The organism is Paenarthrobacter sp. YJN-5, from assembly GCF_015040095.1.
In the GTDB taxonomy this organism is placed as follows: domain Bacteria; phylum Actinomycetota; class Actinomycetes; order Actinomycetales; family Micrococcaceae; genus Arthrobacter; species Arthrobacter ureafaciens.
Genome location: NZ_CP053546.1, coordinates 155,194 through 172,002 on the forward strand (window position 1 = coordinate 155,194; position 16,809 = coordinate 172,002).

The window sequence follows — 16,809 nt, forward strand, 5'->3', positions numbered from 1 at the left end:
ACGATGACAATCGATATCTCTACCCGTCGTGCCCGCTACGCTTGGGGAGGCGACGAATTTCTGTTCGTTGAGATGGACGAATCGATGAGCTTGGGCGCTTTTCAGCGAGTAAGCAGCTTAGCAAATGCTGTGGAAGTATCGCATATCGAAGGCGTGACCGACATCTGCCAGACGAACACCTCGATGCTTCTACGGTACAACCCTGACTTGATTGCCCCGTTACAGCTTAAGCGTCGGGTTCAAGACCTCGAAGAGGCGTTGAATAACGGCTCAAGGTCCGTGACCGCTCAAACACGAATCTTAGAACTTCCCGTCTGGTATAACGATCCGATCACCCAGGAAGTGATGGAGAGGTTCCGACCTAATCATCAGGCCCCGGACAAGACGGACCTGGAGTACGTGGCGGAGGAAAACAATCTCAGCGGCCAAACGGAATTGATTGAGCGTCACCACGGATCGCCTTGGATGGTAACGGCCGTAGGGTTTGTCGCAGGATTACCCTTCATGTATCAGTTGACACCGCAGGCCGAACAGATCGAGGCTCCAAAGTATCTAAGCCCCAGAACAGATACTCCGCCTCTCACGGTTGGGCATGCTGGATGTTTCTGTTGTATTTACTCTGTGCGTGGTGCAGGAGGCTACCAGATGTTTGGACTTGCTGCCGCACCAATTTTTGAACCGAACTCAGCCCTGGTTGATTTTCAGGAATCAATGATCCTTTTCCGGGCGGGCGACATCGTGAAGTTTAGGCCCGTCGATAAAGACGAATACGATGCGATTCAGCAGCAATGTGCGGATGGGACATTCCGCTACAGCATCGCCCAGGTGGAATTTGACCTCGCGGAGTGGGAGCGGGACCCGGCGAAGTACAACCTCAAACTGACGGAGGCTCTCCATGGCGCTGATAATTAAGGATCCTGGCTTCCACAGCACAGTCCAGGACCTCGGCCGTGCGGGACATTATCATGTCGGTGTTCCGCTGGGGGGCGCGATGGATACCCTTTCGCATGAAATCGCGAACAGTCTCGTTGGCAATGACCCGGGCCTGGCCTCAATCGAATGCACCTTCACTGGGCCGAAGTTCATCACGACCGAGCCGTCGGTCATGGCCGTCACTGGAGCAGCCGCGACGGTCACCGTGAATGGTGAGGAGAGGCCGCAGTGGGAATCAATCGACCTTAAGGCGGGCGATGAAATTGCGATCGGGTTCGCCACTTCAGGAACCCGTGCATACCTCGCTTTTCGAGGCGGGATTGATGTTCCTGTCGTCCTGGGGAGCCGGAGCACATACAGCCTGGGAAAAATCGGCGGCCTAGAAGGACGTCGGCTGGTCTCCGGGGATATAGTGCCGGTTGAACCGGCAATCCTCGGCTCCGCACCTCGTGTCCTACGCCAAGAGTTTCGTCCTCTACTCAGCCATACGGCGGTTGCCCGCGTTGTGTTGGGACCATACGATCACCTGATAACAGCGAAGTCACTCGACATGTTGTCTGCTCAGGAGTGGGAATTGACTCCGGTTGCGGACCGCACTGGATTTAGGTTCAGTGGTGACGAGAAGTTCGAATTCAACCCCCGACAGCAACCAACAGGCGCTGGTTCGGATCCGTCGAACATTGTTGATGCCGGCTATCCCATGGGTTCCATTCAGATTCCTGGAGGCGGCCAGCCCATCGTTTTGCATCGTGATGCGGTTTCCGCTGGAGGCTATGCGATGATCGCAACAGTTATAAGTTCAGACCTGAACACAATCGCCCAGCTCGCACCGAAATCCACAACACGATTCGAAGTTATTTCGATAGAAGAAGCACTCGCCGCGCGGGCTGTCTATTCATCCAAGCGTGCTCGAATTCTTCATTCGATAGCTTCGTGACGATGCTCTTGGTTCTTAGTGTTAACGCCAACCGAAATTAGGGCCAGTTTTGCCAACTGAAAACGGGGCCACGGGTTGCTGTTCTATTGTGCCTGAAGCTGGGTTTTTGTCTTGTTCCGGAGTCGGTAGCTGCTGCCGGTGAGGTTCAGGACTTCTGCGTGGTGAACGATTCGGTCGATCATTGCCGAGGCCACTGTCGCGTCGCTGAAGACTTCGCCCCACCTGCTGAAGGCGAGGTTGCTGGTCAGCACCAGGGAGGCGTGTTCATAGCGGGATGAGACCAGCTGGAAGAACAGGTTGGCCGAGTCTTGGTCGAAGGGGATGTAGCCGACTTCGTCAACGATGAGCAGCTTGTATCGGCGGAGCTTGGCCAGTTCCTGGGGCAGGCGACCGCGGTCGTGGGCTTCGGCCAGCCTCGATACCCACCCGGTCGCGGTGTCGAACAGGACGCGGTGCCCGGCGCGTGCGGCCCGGATCCCGATCCCGACGGCCAGATGGGTCTTGCCGGTGCCGGGCGGGCCGAGCAGGACCACGTTCTTGGCTTCGTCCAGGAACACCCCGGTGCCTAGATGCGCGACGAGGTTCCGGTCCGCGGCAGGCTGGTGGTCGAAGTTGAACTCTTCCAGCAGCTTGTGTCCGGGGAACCTCGCGGCCTTGATCCGCAGGGCTGCCCCGGAGGCCTCTCGTTCGGCGACCTCGCGGGAGAGGACAGCGGCGAGGTATTCCTCGTGTGACCAGCCTGCTTCGCGTGCCCGGTCCCCGAGGGATCGGTAGCCGTCGGCGATCCGCGGCGCGCGAAGCGCACGGGCGTAGTACTCGATGTCCTTCGCTGCCCCGTTCACCGTCCTGCCCCGGACAGCTCGCGGGCATCGTCGGGGATGGCGACCCCAAACAGTTCGTCATAGATCGACAGGTCCCGTTCCTCCACCACCGTGGACCGTCCGGCCTTGACGCTCCGGTGGATCCGTCGGAGGGAGGCGGCTTTGTCCACGTGCGCGGGGTCGGTGAAGATCTGGTGCCTGGCCCACCGCCGCTCGTGCCTGGCCAGCAGCCGGCCGTCTGCGCTCACGGTCACCTTTTCCAGGTCTGCTTCGACGTCCACGATCCGCCCGATCGCGCCCGGGTCCACGGAATAGTCGTTGGAGAAGACCCGCACATAGTAGTCCCGTGGCAGCCGGACGCTGCTGCGGAAGGCAAACGCGGGCGCCACCGGAGTCAACGGCCGCATCGCGTCCCGGTCCCGGACGAAGAGCTCGGCCGGGCGGCCGTGCCGGGTCCGGGAGTAGCGGGCGTTCGCCCGCGGCAGCCAGTCCGCGAGCTGGTCGTTGAAATCCAGCGGGGACGCGAACGTCCGGCCCGGCATGAAGCCCTGGCGGAAGTAACGGTTCATCCGCTCCACCATGCCCTTGGATTCCGGATCCCGTGGCGGCAACTGCCGGATCTCGCAGCCCAGCACGCCCGCGAACGCCGCCGCCGGCTCGGTCAGCCTGCCCTGGCCGATCCCTGATTCGTTGTCCCAGACCAGCTGCTTGGGCACTGCACCGGCCTCCTGCAGCAGCGACCACATCCCGCCCAGCAAATCAAAGGTCGTGCGGGTCGGCAGCATCCTGGCCTGGATGTATCCGGAGAACGCGCACGTCATCACCAACACCGGAGGCTTGCCCTCCTGCCCGTGACCCAGAGGCAGCGGCTCATGGGGAAACCACAAATCGCACTGCATCGCCTGGCCCGGTTCATGAACCAGCCGGTCCACCGGATCCGCCGGCATATACTCGGGCCGGAGTCCACGGACCTTGTCCCGGAACAAGGACGCAGAGCCCGTCCAGCCGACGCGTTCGGCCAGTACCGAGGCCGGCATCGTCGGCGTCTGAACCAACAAGGCCCGCACCCGTGGCGCGTATGCATCAAAGCTCGAACCGGCCGGCTTCCGCTCATACTTCGGCGGCCGCTCCGCCTCCAACGCCCGGTCCACCGTCCCCCGGGAAACCCCGAGCTGCTTAGCCAGCTCCCTCTTGGAAATTTTCTCCGTCGCGTATCGATGGCGTATCTGCGCCCAAACATCCAATGTGATCACCTTCCATAATGGTCAGTGGCCTCATTTTCAGTCGGCGTTTTTGGCTGTTAACGCCAACCGAAATTAGGGCCAGTTTTGCCAACTGAAAACGGGGCCACGGGTTGCTGTTCTATTGTGCCTGAAGCTGGGTTTTTGTCTTGTTCCGGAGTCGGTAGCTGCTGCCGGTGAGGTTCAGGACTTCTGCGTGGTGAACGATTCGGTCGATCATTGCCGAGGCCACTGTCGCGTCGCTGAAGACTTCGCCCCACCTGCTGAAGGCGAGGTTGCTGGTCAGCACCAGGGAGGCGTGTTCATAGCGGGATGAGACCAGCTGGAAGAACAGGTTGGCCGAGTCTTGGTCGAAGGGGATGTAGCCGACTTCGTCAACGATGAGCAGCTTGTATCGGCGGAGCTTGGCCAGTTCCTGGGGCAGGCGACCGCGGTCGTGGGCTTCGGCCAGCCTCGATACCCACCCGGTCGCGGTGTCGAACAGGACGCGGTGCCCGGCGCGTGCGGCCCGGATCCCGATCCCGACGGCCAGATGGGTCTTGCCGGTGCCGGGCGGGCCGAGCAGGACCACGTTCTTGGCTTCGTCCAGGAACACCCCGGTGCCTAGATGCGCGACGAGGTTCCGGTCCGCGGCAGGCTGGTGGTCGAAGTTGAACTCTTCCAGCAGCTTGTGTCCGGGGAACCTCGCGGCCTTGATCCGCAGGGCTGCCCCGGAGGCCTCTCGTTCGGCGACCTCGCGGGAGAGGACAGCGGCGAGGTATTCCTCGTGTGACCAGCCTGCTTCGCGTGCCCGGTCCCCGAGGGATCGGTAGCCGTCGGCGATCCGCGGCGCGCGAAGCGCACGGGCGTAGTACTCGATGTCCTTCGCTGCCCCGTTCACCGTCCTGCCCCGGACAGCTCGCGGGCATCGTCGGGGATGGCGACCCCAAACAGTTCGTCATAGATCGACAGGTCCCGTTCCTCCACCACCGTGGACCGTCCGGCCTTGACGCTCCGGTGGATCCGTCGGAGGGAGGCGGCTTTGTCCACGTGCGCGGGGTCGGTGAAGATCTGGTGCCTGGCCCACCGCCGCTCGTGCCTGGCCAGCAGCCGGCCGTCTGCGCTCACGGTCACCTTTTCCAGGTCTGCTTCGACGTCCACGATCCGCCCGATCGCGCCCGGGTCCACGGAATAGTCGTTGGAGAAGACCCGCACATAGTAGTCCCGTGGCAGCCGGACGCTGCTGCGGAAGGCAAACGCGGGCGCCACCGGAGTCAACGGCCGCATCGCGTCCCGGTCCCGGACGAAGAGCTCGGCCGGGCGGCCGTGCCGGGTCCGGGAGTAGCGGGCGTTCGCCCGCGGCAGCCAGTCCGCGAGCTGGTCGTTGAAATCCAGCGGGGACGCGAACGTCCGGCCCGGCATGAAGCCCTGGCGGAAGTAACGGTTCATCCGCTCCACCATGCCCTTGGATTCCGGATCCCGTGGCGGCAACTGCCGGATCTCGCAGCCCAGCACGCCCGCGAACGCCGCCGCCGGCTCGGTCAGCCTGCCCTGGCCGATCCCTGATTCGTTGTCCCAGACCAGCTGCTTGGGCACTGCACCGGCCTCCTGCAGCAGCGACCACATCCCGCCCAGCAAATCAAAGGTCGTGCGGGTCGGCAGCATCCTGGCCTGGATGTATCCGGAGAACGCGCACGTCATCACCAACACCGGAGGCTTGCCCTCCTGCCCGTGACCCAGAGGCAGCGGCTCATGGGGAAACCACAAATCGCACTGCATCGCCTGGCCCGGTTCATGAACCAGCCGGTCCACCGGATCCGCCGGCATATACTCGGGCCGGAGTCCACGGACCTTGTCCCGGAACAAGGACGCAGAGCCCGTCCAGCCGACGCGTTCGGCCAGTACCGAGGCCGGCATCGTCGGCGTCTGAACCAACAAGGCCCGCACCCGTGGCGCGTATGCATCAAAGCTCGAACCGGCCGGCTTCCGCTCATACTTCGGCGGCCGCTCCGCCTCCAACGCCCGGTCCACCGTCCCCCGGGAAACCCCGAGCTGCTTAGCCAGCTCCCTCTTGGAAATTTTCTCCGTCGCGTATCGATGGCGTATCTGCGCCCAAACATCCAATGTGATCACCTTCCATAATGGTCAGTGGCCTCATTTTCAGTCGGCGTTTTTGGCCCTATTTTCGGTTGGCGTCAACACTTAGCACTCCTGGACGCGGCACTTTGCATTCGTAGGGAAAGATCAGTGGAGACGCCCCGCGCCGGAGAATCTCCTTTTCCCAGCGGATCAAGTGACCGTAGACCCATTGGCCCGGTTAGGGGCTTCACCCAGGACGGGTGGAGCCCCTAACCAGTTTTCAGGGCGCTCATGGCGAATCGATCGGGGCGCGTTGCAGCAAGACCGGCACTGGTATCTAATAATCGCGTTGGAAGCTCGGCCAAATGCCGCCGACCTCAATGTTGAAGCAGTCAGAGATGTCGTGATCATGCTGCGGCGAGAAACCCGGGCGCCGGCGGAAACGGGCTTCGTCCAACGCCCCTGAATTGGTCCAAGTGGGGCGCTATTCTCGGCGTGCCGACTGATTGTTGTTCCATCAGCAGAAGGTAGGAATACGGGACACGTCACGCTCTCGAGTGCTGTTGACGATTCTTGCTTGCGACATACGCCAACGGTATCGCCCGCCGCTGCACCTCTGAGCGAATGTAACGGGCGGAACCCGAGGATTTGAGCTTGAGGGCTCCCGCCGCCTCCTGAATTCGGGTTGTTTCTTTGGTTCGTCTGTTTGTGTGTTCAAGGTGGGCTCTGTGCGCTGCAGTCCGTTTCGCCATCAGGGGTGCCACGCCAAGCGGCAGGGCCCGAACGGTGGTTGCGTGCCACACCTTTACTGCTGCAACGGTACTGCCCGGCCGGGCAGTACCGTTGTACGCCCAGCCTGGGCATTGGCTTGGAGGTGTGAGTCCTCTGGAGGAGAAGGTGGTTTAACTTCTAGCCATTGGCAACTGCGTCATCGTGAGGTGGGGTGGGAAGGAAGCCGGAGGCAAATCCCTGCACCGAGGGACACGAATCGCATAGAAGGCATGCCGGTCGGGGTGAGCCAGCAACGGATGGTGAAGCCCGTTCCACCGAAACGGCCGGTGTATAAATGCGGCGGCGGCAGGGGGAAAGTGAATGTTCTTATCCGGGGAGATCCGTCCCAGTGCGCCACTGGTCTTTTGGGTGGAGCGGTGCGGCTTTAAGGGTCGTTGCTGATGGGGCAGAAGTCAGCCGAGGCCGTAGTACCGGCGGGAATCATGCATGGTTTGCCGGGAAGGGCTGAACGCTGGGAATTGATGGTTTGAAGCGGTGCTTCTCGTGTGTTCCACAGGAATCGCAGCCAACCCACGGGAGTGGTGGGACAGAGAGTCAAGGAGTGAACGGTGAATCCGGGAGATCTGCTGTCTGTGCGTAGTGAGGACCCGGCGGGTATCGGGGAGAACGTCAGGGATGCATCGGATCTGTGGGAGACGGTTTTCTCCCGGCAGAATCTGATGATCGCGTTGAAACGTGTTGAGCGGAGCCGGGGTGCTGCCGGTGCTGACGGGCTGGGCACGGAGGAACTTCGTGCGTGGTGCTTAGAACATTGGGCAGAAACGCGGGAAGCGCTGGACGCGGGTACTTATGCTCCGGGCCCGGTGCGTCAGGTGATAATTCCCAAACCTGATGGCGGGGTGCGGAAGCTGGGGGTGCCGTCCGTGCTGGATCGGTTGATTCAGCAGGCAGTCGCGCAGGTCCTGTCCCCGGTCTTTGATCCGGGGTTCGTGCCGGTCTCGTATGGGTTCCGGCCGGGCAGAAGCGCCCATGATGCGGTGAAGGTCGCCCGAACGGTGATTTCACAGGGGTATCGGTGGGTGGTCGAGGTTGATCTGGATTCGTTCTTTGACCGGGTGAACCACGACGTGCTGATGGCCAGGATTGCGCGGAAAGTGAAAGATAGGCGGCTCTTGAAGCTGATCCGGCGCTATCTTGAGGCCGGGATCATGGCTGATGGGGTGCGGCAGCCGACGGTGGAGGGGACCCGCAGGGGTCACCGTGGTCGCCGTTGCTGTCGAACATCATGCTGGACGATTTTGATCAGGAGTTCTGGGGTCGGGGGCACCGCTTCGTGCGGTATGCCGATGACATCAGGGTCTTTGTGAAGTCCAGGAGAGCTGCGGAACGGGTTCTGGAACGGGCACAAAAGTCTTGGAACGGGACCTGAAATTGAGGGTCAACCGGCAGAAGTCCATGATCAATCCGGCAAGTGTAGCTACGTTGCTGGGTTTCGGGTTCTACTTCGCCAAGGGCGGGGTGAAGATCAGGATCGCTCCGAAAGCGTTCAAGCGCATGAAGGACCGCGTCAGGGAACTGACCTCGCGCAAATGGAGTATCTCCATGGCTGACCGCATCCAGCAACTGAACCGCTATGTTCGGGGGTGGATGGGCTATTTCCGGCTGTCACAGACACCGCGGAAGTTCTCCGACCTTGATGAGTGGTTCAGGCGCCGAATGCGCCAGATCCGGTGGAAGGAATGGAAACTCCCGCGAACACGGGTGGCGAACCTGCGACGCCTTGGGATCAGGCCGGACTTGGCCCACCAATGGGGCAACAGCAGCCGAGCTTACTGGCGGATCGCGAAATCGCCCGTTCTCCACAGGGCCCTCCCAACCGAGTACTGGGCTGGGCAAGGCCTCATTCTCTTTCGCGCTGCGTGGGATCGTTTTCAACGACCTAGCGAACCGCCGTATGCGAGGCCCGCACGTACGGTGGTGTGAACGGAGGGCCGGGAAACCCGGCCCTCCTACTCGATTGAATTGTGGCGCGCTGGGGGCCCAACTAGAGCCGGGCTGCGGCTTTGTCTTCGTGGGATCCTGCAGCCAGCTCCTCGGCCGCCTCTGGCGTGATGGCCGGTGGGGACTGGATCTTGCACGAGGCGTAGTAGAGTCCCGCGGCCATCGCTACGGTTATGAGGGGTGCAAATTGTGATGCTAGCGGGATAGTGGTTTGCTCGGTAAGGACGATGCCGGTGCCCGATGCCAAAAGCCAAGCTACTGCGCCTGCTGACACAGGCCTTAGCTTCTCGGGTCGAACCTCCGGCAAGACTCCCTTGGGCGTCCTGCGGTGCATCGCAATGTAGACCAACGCTATCGCCACCCAGGCCGTAACAAATACCCCTTGCCAAGCCAAGGCCTTAAGCAGATAACTGAGGACATTTGTGAGCATGAACAGGAATGCAATTACCGCCGATACAACTACCCATACGAATCGCGGAAGACGCAGGTTGAATACGCGCTCCATGAATGAGCCAAGGTTCAGAGATGCAAGATAGTAGTTTGCCGTATTGATGCGCGTTTGAGAAACAAATATGATCACAAGGCCGAAGAAGCCAAGCGAGGAAATGAAGGCTTGAACCACCCCTGCTTCAGAGGCCTCAAGGTTCCATGCACTTACGATATAGATTCCTACCGCTCCGTTCAGACCGAAGGTGAAGGCGTAGAAAACCCATCCAAAGTTGACATGCGCATGGAATTTTTCATCCTTCTCTCGGCCCAGCCTTGCATAGTCGAAGGTGTACATCATCATGACCCAGACGCCCATATAGATGAGATATGAGGTGACCCATCCGGGCAGAGGCGAAGAGGCTGCGGCATGTCCGATCCAATCGGTGGGTACGCCGCGTATGACAGTGGCGGCGATGACTACGGCCACAAGGCCGGCTACGTAAAGCGGCAAGAGAAATCCGTTGAGTTTGTCGAGCCAGTTTTGGACGCCCCCGGCTACAAGAGGAATAGCATAGGCGACAACGATGGCGTACCACATGACGATTGAGCCGCCGAAGAAGCTCTCCAGCGCGACTGCAATGATGGACCCCTCGAACACGGCGTAATATATAGCGGTTGCTGCGAAGATCAGTGTGGCCAAGGCGGAACCCACCAGCCCGAACAGAGTCCGGGAAAACTCTTCCACAGAGAGGCCCGTTCGGGCAGCGAACCTGGTCAGCACCATGTTGACTAGTCCGTAGGTAATGGTGCTGAGAACCATCCCCACGACGGTGTTGAAGACGCCGACGGCGCCTGCGGAGGCGATTGCGATGTAAAGCCAAAACATAGCTGAAAAGAGGGCCCACCACGCCATCGTGAGAGACCAGCGTCCGACTTTTTGATGGGCGGGTAGGACGTACGACGTGTACCCAGTCGCTTGTTCTGCGGAATCTGACATAAGTGCTCCTGTTGAATCGCGAATGCGTAGAACGAGAAAGTGGTGATTGAACAAAGGTTGGAGTTGTCATGTTTCAACCTGCATGCAGGCGGAGCCACGTCGGACAAGGAGTGCTTGTGCCAGCGCATCCGAAGCCCATCACGTCCGCCCTGTTCCACTCGTGAGAGCGAATGCGGTTGGGCTACTCGTAACGGGTGACCGGGTATCTCGCGCCGAGAGCTCTGCCGTACTTGAACGGTGGAACGACTTTGGATCTGGCTGGCTCGAAGTGCGCCAGCGCCCGTTCCAAGATCCAGCCGTGAACTGATCCTATGGTGGCTTGCTGACGGTCAAGTCCCGTGGAGTGGTGTAACCGTTTCGTGATCCTTCAAGGATGTGGGGGCTAGTTTTCGTTGTGATTGCAGATGCTCGCGACGAGCTCACTCACGGTGTCGGAGTACAGCCCAGGAGTGGGGGCGCTCATGCTGCGGCCCCGAGCTCGGGGAGCTCATGGTGCTGGCCGATAGTGTCGGTACCCACGAGCGTGAGGCGGCACCTCGCGAGAACGTCAAGACCGAGGTAACGACGACCCTCGGCCCATTCGTCAGACTGCTCCGCAAGAACGGCCCCGACGAGGCGGGTGATCGCGGCCCGGTTCGGGAAGATCCCCACCACATCGGTCCTGCGGCGGATCTCACGGTTCAGGCGCTCGTTCGGGTTATTCGACCAGATCTGCTGCCACACATCTTTCGGGAACGTGGTGAACGCGAGAATGTCAGCCCGGGCAGCATCGAGGTGGTCGTGCACTTCGGGGAGTTTGTCCTCGACGTAGTCCAGGAGCCGGTCGAATTGGGCCTCAACACTTTTCTGGTCGGGTTGGTCGTACACGGAATGCAGCATCGCTTTCACCGCCGGCCACATGCTCTTCGGGGTCACTGACATCAGGTTCGCAGCGTAGTGCGTGCGACACCGTTGCCACGACGTCCCAGGGAAGTTCGCGCGCATCGCTTCAACGAGGCCAGCGTGCGCGTCAGAGGTGATGAGTTTCACCCCGGTGAGGCCGCGCGCGACAAGGTCTGCGAAGAACCCGTTCCACGCCATCGTGGTCTCCGCGGTCGCCACTTGCATGCCCAGGACTTCCCGATGCCCGTCAGCGTTCACCCCGGTCGCGACGAGCACCATGGTGTTGATCACCCGCCCGCCCTCACGCACTTTCATCGTGAGTGCGTCGCACGCGACGAACGTGAACGGGCCGGCCTCACCTAACGGCCTCGTGCGAAACTCACGCACATGCTCGTCCATATCGGCGGCCATTCGGGAGACCTGCGACTTCGACAGGGAATGGATGCCAAGGGTCTTCACGAGTTTGTCCATCCGCCTCGTTGAGACGCCAGCGAGGTAGGCGTCAGCGACGACGGTGATCATCGCCGCTTCTGAGCGTTTGCGACGTTCGAGGAGCCACTCGGGGAAGTACGTGCCGGAGCGGAGCTTCGGGATCGCGACGTCTATGGTTCCGACACGCGTATCGAGTTCACGGGTGCGGTATCCGTTGCGGGAATTCACTCGGTCAGCAGAGGGCTTCCCGTACTCGGCGCCGCAGATCGCATCTGCTTCGGCTGAGAGGAGGGTGTTGATCATGGTTTGCAGCAGGGTGCGCATCAGATCCGGTGATGCGTCGCCCAGCGCGTTGGTGAGGACGGTGGCAGGGTCGACAATAGAGGGAGTGGTCATCGGTGTGACGCCTTTCGAGTGGGATGTGAGAGTTTCCTCGAAGGAAGATCCCGGTGGCCACGCTGACGTTTACTGGCCGGGATCGTTACACCACTCTACGGGGCACTACTTTGCTGACAGGGCTTCGTCGAACATCCCGCATCGCCCACTATGGGGATGCGTCGGTAACCTCCTAAGCACATTTGACGTCCGGTTTGGCGCAAGACCTCAGGGAGCCTGCGGGTGCGGTTAGTAGCTGGCAATCGGGTTGGGATGTTGGACCTTGAGCTTCGCCTCACTTGCATCTCACATTTAAAGATCTAAAGGATCGCAAGTAGGATCAATAATGGATTCTGCGCACCAGTGTGTCAACAGTCACAATTTGATTTTCTGAGTCTTATCACGGAACCGGCGGGCAGAGACTTCCCGCATGGCCTCCCGAACAGACGCCCGAGGCCTTAGGCGGGGCGGTAATAGCAGCACCCGAATGTGTAAACTTCACGTGCCGGGGACTCTCGTCCACGGCTTGTCCGCTTCGCTGCCGGCCCAGGCGTACTCCAAACCCTGCGGACCTGGCCATTACTTACGCGAGCATCCCTTAACTGAGCCACACCAGGATTTCGCGAGCACACTGGCGGGACTGGGCGCGTACTTGCGCGATTTGACAGCCCCATAGTATGTTGTGAGCCGAATCACCAAATTTCATAGCCTTTTGAACCGTGGCGGGAGAGACCTGCCGGTACATCCAGTCAGGCGCCGTAGGAGCAAATCCTCCCCAGGAATCTCTCAGGCCCATGTACCGCCGCGGCGAGGCAACTCTGGAAAGCAGTCCGGGCAACCGGGCTCACCGACGGTGCAAGTGGAACACAGTCCACGGAATCTCTCAGGTCCAATACAGAGCGGGGAGGAACCCACATTCATCGTGGCGCTCAGCGGGCGCCTGAATCATGGAGTTCCTCTTGACTGTTAAATCCTCCCCAACCGCGTTCGCGGACCGGCACATCGGCGCCCGCCGCCAGGCCGACGTGGACACCATGCTCAAAGCCATCGGCTACGACTCTGTCGACGGCCTGGTTGACGTTGCCGTCCCCGATTCCATCCGCCAGTCCTCACCGCTCACGCTGCAGAAAGCGTTGAGCGAGGTGGAGGTCCTTGCCGAGCTCCGCAAGCTCGCCTCCAAGAACAAGACCGCCGTGCAGATGATCGGCCAGGGTTACTTCGACACCGTCACGCCGCCGGTCATCCGCCGGAACATTCTTGAATCCCCGGCCTGGTACACCGCCTACACTCCGTACCAGCCCGAGATTTCGCAGGGCCGCCTCGAAGCACTGCTGAACTTCCAGACCATGGTCCAGGACCTGACTGGCCTGCCGATCGCCAACGCTTCGCTGCTGGACGAAGCCACCGCCGTGGCCGAAGCTGTGCTGCTGATGCGCCGCGCCAACAAGGACAAGTCGGCCAAGGACGGCAAGACCGTCCTGGACGCCGACCTCCTCCCGCAGACCATCGCGATCGTGAAGGGCCGCGCCGAAGCACTTGGCTTCGAGGTTCTTGTTGCGGACCTCTCTGCCGGATTGCCCGACGGCGACATCAACGGTATCGTCCTGCAGCAGCCCGGTGTTTCAGGCCGGGTCTTCGATCACTCCGCCGTGATCGCAGAGGCGAAGGAACGCGGTGCCCTGGTCACCGTTGCTGCCGATCTGCTGGCGCTGACACTCATCACCCCTCCCGGTGAACAAGGTGCGGATATCGCCGTCGGAACCGCCCAGCGTTTCGGTGTCCCGCTGTTCTTCGGCGGGCCGCACGCCGCCTACATGGCTGTTCGGACCGGCATGGAACGCACGCTTCCGGGGCGCATCGTGGGAGTGTCCAAGGACAACGCCGGCGTGCCCGCTTACCGGCTCGCCCTGCAGACCCGCGAGCAGCACATCCGCCGGGAAAAGGCGACGTCCAACATCTGCACGGCGCAGGCATTGCTCGCGATCGTTGCATCGATGTACGCCGTCTACCACGGCCCCGAGGGCCTCAAAGCAATCGCCGAAACAGTCCACGGCCACGCACGCACTTTGGCCGCTACTCTCACGCTTGCTGGAATCGAAGTAGTCCACCGAAGCTTCTTCGACACCCTCACCGTCCGCGTCCCCGGCCGAGCCACCCAAGTTGTTGCTGCTGCGGCAGCAAAGGACATCAACCTGCGCTTAATCGGACCTGATCACGTCGGGGTTGCCGTCGATGAAAAGACCACCCGGGACACACTGGCAGCGGTCATGGCCGCGTTTGCCATAGTCATGGCCCACGGGGCACCCTTCATCGACACAACTGACGGATTCTCATTGGACGAAGGCTTAGTCCGGACTTCTGATTTCCTGCAGCATCCGGTGTTCAACACGCATCGTTCCGAGACCCAGTTGCTGCGCTACATCCGCAAGTTGTCGGACCGGGACCTTGCACTGGACCGCACCATGATCCCGCTGGGTTCGTGCACCATGAAGCTGAACGCGACGGCGGAGATGGAAGCCATTTCCTGGCCGGAGTTCGCTTCGATCCACCCGTTCGCTCCGGATTCCCAGACCGCAGGGTGGCGTGAGCTGATCGCCGGTTTGGAAGCCGACCTGACCGAGATCACCGGCTACGACCAAGTCTCCATCCAGCCGAACGCCGGTTCCCAGGGCGAGCTAGCAGGCCTGCTCGCGATCCGCGGCTACCACTTGTCCCGCGGCGATGATCAGCGCAACGTGTGCCTGATCCCGGCCTCGGCGCACGGCACCAACGCCGCGTCTGCTGTCCTGGCCGGCATGAAGGTCGTGGTTGTTGCCACGGCTCCCGATGGCACCATCGACCACGCGGACCTGAAGGCAAAGATCGAAGCCAACCGGGACGTGCTCTCGGCCATCATGATCACCTACCCGTCCACGCACGGTGTGTACGACGCCGACGTCCGCGAGGTCTGCGAAGCCGTGCATGAGGCCGGCGGCCAGGTGTACGTCGACGGTGCCAACCTCAACGCACTGGTCGGTTTGGCCCAGCCGGGCAAGTTCGGTGGCGACGTGTCCCACCTGAACCTGCACAAGACGTTCTGCATCCCGCACGGCGGCGGCGGACCGGGTGTTGGTCCCGTTGCTGCGAAGGCACACCTGGCCCCGTTCATGCCGGGCGATGCGAACAGCACTTCCTCCGAGGGTGGCGTGGCCATCTCGGCCTCCCGCTTCGGTTCCGCTGGCGTGCTGCCCATTTCCTGGGCCTACGTGAAGCTCATGGGCGGCGAAGGCCTGACCGAAGCCACCAAGTCGGCGCTGCTGGCAGCGAACTACGTTGCTTCACGTCTGGATGAGCACTTCCCGATTCTGTACACGGGTGAAGGCGGACTCGTTGCGCACGAGTGCATCCTGGACCTCCGCGAACTGACGGCCCGTACGGGTGTGACGGCTGAGGATGTGGCCAAGCGCCTCATCGACTTCGGCTTCCATGCCCCGACGCTGGCGTTCCCGGTTGCGGGCACATTGATGGTGGAACCGACGGAGTCCGAGGACCTGGCCGAGATCGACCGTTTCATCGAAGCCATGATCACCATCCGTGCCGAGATCGAGCAGGTTGCCGCGGGCGACTTCTCCGTGGAGGATTCCCCGCTTCGCAACGCACCGCACACGGCAGCCGCCGTCGTGAGTTCCGACTGGGACCGCGACTACCCGCGCGAGCAGGCCGCCTTCCCGGTGCCGAGCCTGAAGCAGGACAAGTACTTCCCGCCGGTGGGCCGCATTGATGGTGCCGCAGGTGACCGCAACCTCGTGTGCTCCTGCCCGCCACTTGAAGCGTTTGAGAACTAAAGGATCCCCACATGTCTGAGAACTACACCGCTCTGTACGAGCAGCACAAAAAGGCCGGAGCTTCCTTCACGGACTTCGGCGGCTGGCAAATGCCCCTCAAGTACGAATCCGAACTCGCCGAGCACCACGCAGTCCGCCGGTCCGCCGGGTTGTTCGATCTCTCCCACATGGGTGAGGTGTGGGTTGAGGGACCTGATGCGGCTGCCTTCCTGGACTACGCGCTGGTGGGCAAGCTGTCAGCGATCACGGTTGGCAAAGCCAAGTACTCGCTGATCTGCAACACCGACGGCGGCATCATCGACGACCTCATTTCCTACCGCCGCCCGGCTCCGGTGGGGAGCGACACGTACCTTGTGGTCCCCAATGCGGGCAACGCTTCGGTTGTAGCGGCAGCCTTGCTGGGACGAGCTTCAGGTTTCGATGTCTCGGTCAGCAATGCTTCTGCCGAGATTTCCCTGGTCGCGGTCCAGGGCCCGAACGCTGAAGCAGTCCTGCTGAACGTTGTCCCTGCCGGGCAGCACTCCCTTGTGACGGAGCTCAAGTATTACGCAGCGGCTAAGGTCACGATCGCCGGTGATGACTTGCTGGTGGCCCGCACCGGGTACACAGGCGAGGACGGCTTTGAGATCTACGTTCCCAATCAGGACGCCCCTTCACTCTGGGAGGCGCTGCTCGAAGCCGGCGAAGGCCACGGACTCATCCCGGCCGGCCTCGCAGCCCGCGACTCGCTGCGCCTCGAAGCCGGCATGCCCCTCTACGGCAATGAACTCTCCATCCACGTCAACCCCTACGCGGCCGGCCTTGGAGCTGTGGTGTCCCTGGCCAAGGACGGCGACTTCGTAGGCAAGGAAGCCCTGGCTGCGATCAAGGCTGCGGGTGTCGGGTCCACGATCGGGCAGAAGCTCGTGGGCCTCAAAGGAACCGGCCGTCGCGCAGCCCGCGGCCACTACCCGGTCCTCAAAGACGGTTCCCTGATCGGCGAGGTCACCTCCGGCCAGCCAAGCCCCACGCTCGGTTACCCGGTGGCGTTGGCGTATGTCGACGTCGAACATTCCGAGCCGGGCACAACCGTTGAGGTGGACCTCCGCGGCAAAGCCGAACCCTTCGAGGTGGTTCAACTCCCGTTCTACAAGCGTTCCAAGTAGTC

General features: G+C 61.6%; 10 protein-coding genes, 1 pseudogene and 1 riboswitch. Of the genes and pseudogenes, 5 read left to right on the forward strand and 6 right to left on the reverse strand.

The window, feature by feature from the left end; all coding sequences use genetic code 11:
* The first annotated feature begins 3 nt into the window (after positions 1-3).
* Both HMI59_RS24690 and HMI59_RS24695 read left to right on the forward strand, forming a co-directional pair.
* Positions 4-912, forward strand: a complete 909-nt coding sequence (locus HMI59_RS24690; RefSeq protein WP_193594520.1) for an allophanate hydrolase subunit 1 — start codon at positions 4-6, stop codon at positions 910-912.
* Entirely contained in the window at positions 896-1,870 is a 975-nt protein-coding gene (locus HMI59_RS24695) for a biotin-dependent carboxyltransferase family protein (protein WP_193594521.1), read from the forward strand. Before HMI59_RS24690 ends, HMI59_RS24695 begins: the two co-directional genes overlap by 17 nt.
* An 83-nt stretch (positions 1,871-1,953) precedes the next feature.
* On the opposite strand, the gene istB (HMI59_RS24700) is transcribed toward HMI59_RS24695, so the two are convergent.
* From istB (HMI59_RS24700) to istA (HMI59_RS24715), 4 genes are all read right to left on the reverse strand, one after another.
* The gene (istB, locus tag HMI59_RS24700; protein ID WP_193594466.1) at positions 1,954-2,712 is read right to left on the reverse strand and encodes an IS21-like element helper ATPase IstB; all 759 of its coding nucleotides are present in this window, start codon (positions 2,710-2,712) and stop codon (positions 1,954-1,956) included.
* Positions 2,709-3,944 (reverse strand): IS21 family transposase, encoded by a 1,236-nt coding sequence (istA, locus tag HMI59_RS24705; protein ID WP_193594465.1) that lies wholly within the window; start codon positions 3,942-3,944, stop codon positions 2,709-2,711. The genes istB (HMI59_RS24700) and istA (HMI59_RS24705) overlap by 4 nt, the downstream gene beginning before the upstream one ends.
* Before the next feature lie 109 nt (positions 3,945-4,053).
* Positions 4,054-4,812, reverse strand: coding sequence for an IS21-like element helper ATPase IstB (gene istB, locus HMI59_RS24710; RefSeq protein WP_193594466.1), 759 nt, complete (start codon positions 4,810-4,812; stop codon positions 4,054-4,056).
* The gene (istA, locus tag HMI59_RS24715) at positions 4,809-6,044 is read right to left on the reverse strand and encodes an IS21 family transposase (protein ID WP_193594465.1); all 1,236 of its coding nucleotides are present in this window, start codon (positions 6,042-6,044) and stop codon (positions 4,809-4,811) included. The genes istB (HMI59_RS24710) and istA (HMI59_RS24715) overlap by 4 nt, the downstream gene beginning before the upstream one ends.
* 1,286 nt (positions 6,045-7,330) lie before the next feature.
* Between istA (HMI59_RS24715) and ltrA the strand changes: the two are divergent.
* Positions 7,331-8,705: pseudogene (gene ltrA / locus HMI59_RS24720) on the forward strand (group II intron reverse transcriptase/maturase).
* Between the two features lie 61 nt (positions 8,706-8,766).
* On the opposite strand, the gene HMI59_RS24725 reads toward ltrA, so the two are convergent.
* Entirely contained in the window at positions 8,767-10,149 is a 1,383-nt protein-coding gene (locus tag HMI59_RS24725) for a cytosine permease (RefSeq protein ID WP_227471741.1), read from the reverse strand.
* A 459-nt stretch (positions 10,150-10,608) separates the two neighbouring features.
* Positions 10,609-11,859 carry an IS256 family transposase gene (locus tag HMI59_RS24730; protein ID WP_193591830.1) on the reverse strand — a complete coding sequence of 417 codons (1,251 nt, stop codon included), beginning with the start codon at positions 11,857-11,859 and terminating at the stop codon, positions 10,609-10,611.
* A 692-nt stretch (positions 11,860-12,551) separates the two neighbouring features.
* Positions 12,552-12,650, forward strand: a riboswitch (glycine riboswitch).
* A 147-nt stretch (positions 12,651-12,797) separates the two neighbouring features.
* On the opposite strand from HMI59_RS24730, the gene gcvP reads away from it, so the two are divergent.
* Positions 12,798-15,662 (forward strand): aminomethyl-transferring glycine dehydrogenase, encoded by a 2,865-nt coding sequence (gcvP, locus tag HMI59_RS24735; RefSeq protein WP_193594522.1) that lies wholly within the window; start codon positions 12,798-12,800, stop codon positions 15,660-15,662.
* 11 nt (positions 15,663-15,673) lie between these two features.
* On the forward strand, positions 15,674-16,807 hold the full coding sequence (gene gcvT, locus HMI59_RS24740) for a glycine cleavage system aminomethyltransferase GcvT (RefSeq protein ID WP_193594523.1): 1,134 nt from the start codon (positions 15,674-15,676) through the stop codon (positions 16,805-16,807).
* Positions 16,808-16,809: the final 2 nt, after the last annotated feature.

Bases quoted from the DNA above. Each gene is read 5' to 3' on its own strand.
- HMI59_RS24690 (WP_193594520.1), top strand. From the start codon at position 4: ATGACAATCGATATCTCTACCCGTCGTGCCCGCTACGCTTGGGGAGGC.
- HMI59_RS24695 (WP_193594521.1), top strand. From the start codon at position 896: ATGGCGCTGATAATTAAGGATCCTGGCTTCCACAGCACAGTCCAGGAC.
- HMI59_RS24725 (WP_227471741.1), bottom strand. From the start codon at position 10,149: ATGTCAGATTCCGCAGAACAAGCGACTGGGTACACGTCGTACGTCCTA.
- HMI59_RS24730 (WP_193591830.1), bottom strand. From the start codon at position 11,859: ATGACCACTCCCTCTATTGTCGACCCTGCCACCGTCCTCACCAACGCG.
- gcvT (WP_193594523.1), top strand. From the start codon at position 15,674: ATGTCTGAGAACTACACCGCTCTGTACGAGCAGCACAAAAAGGCCGGA.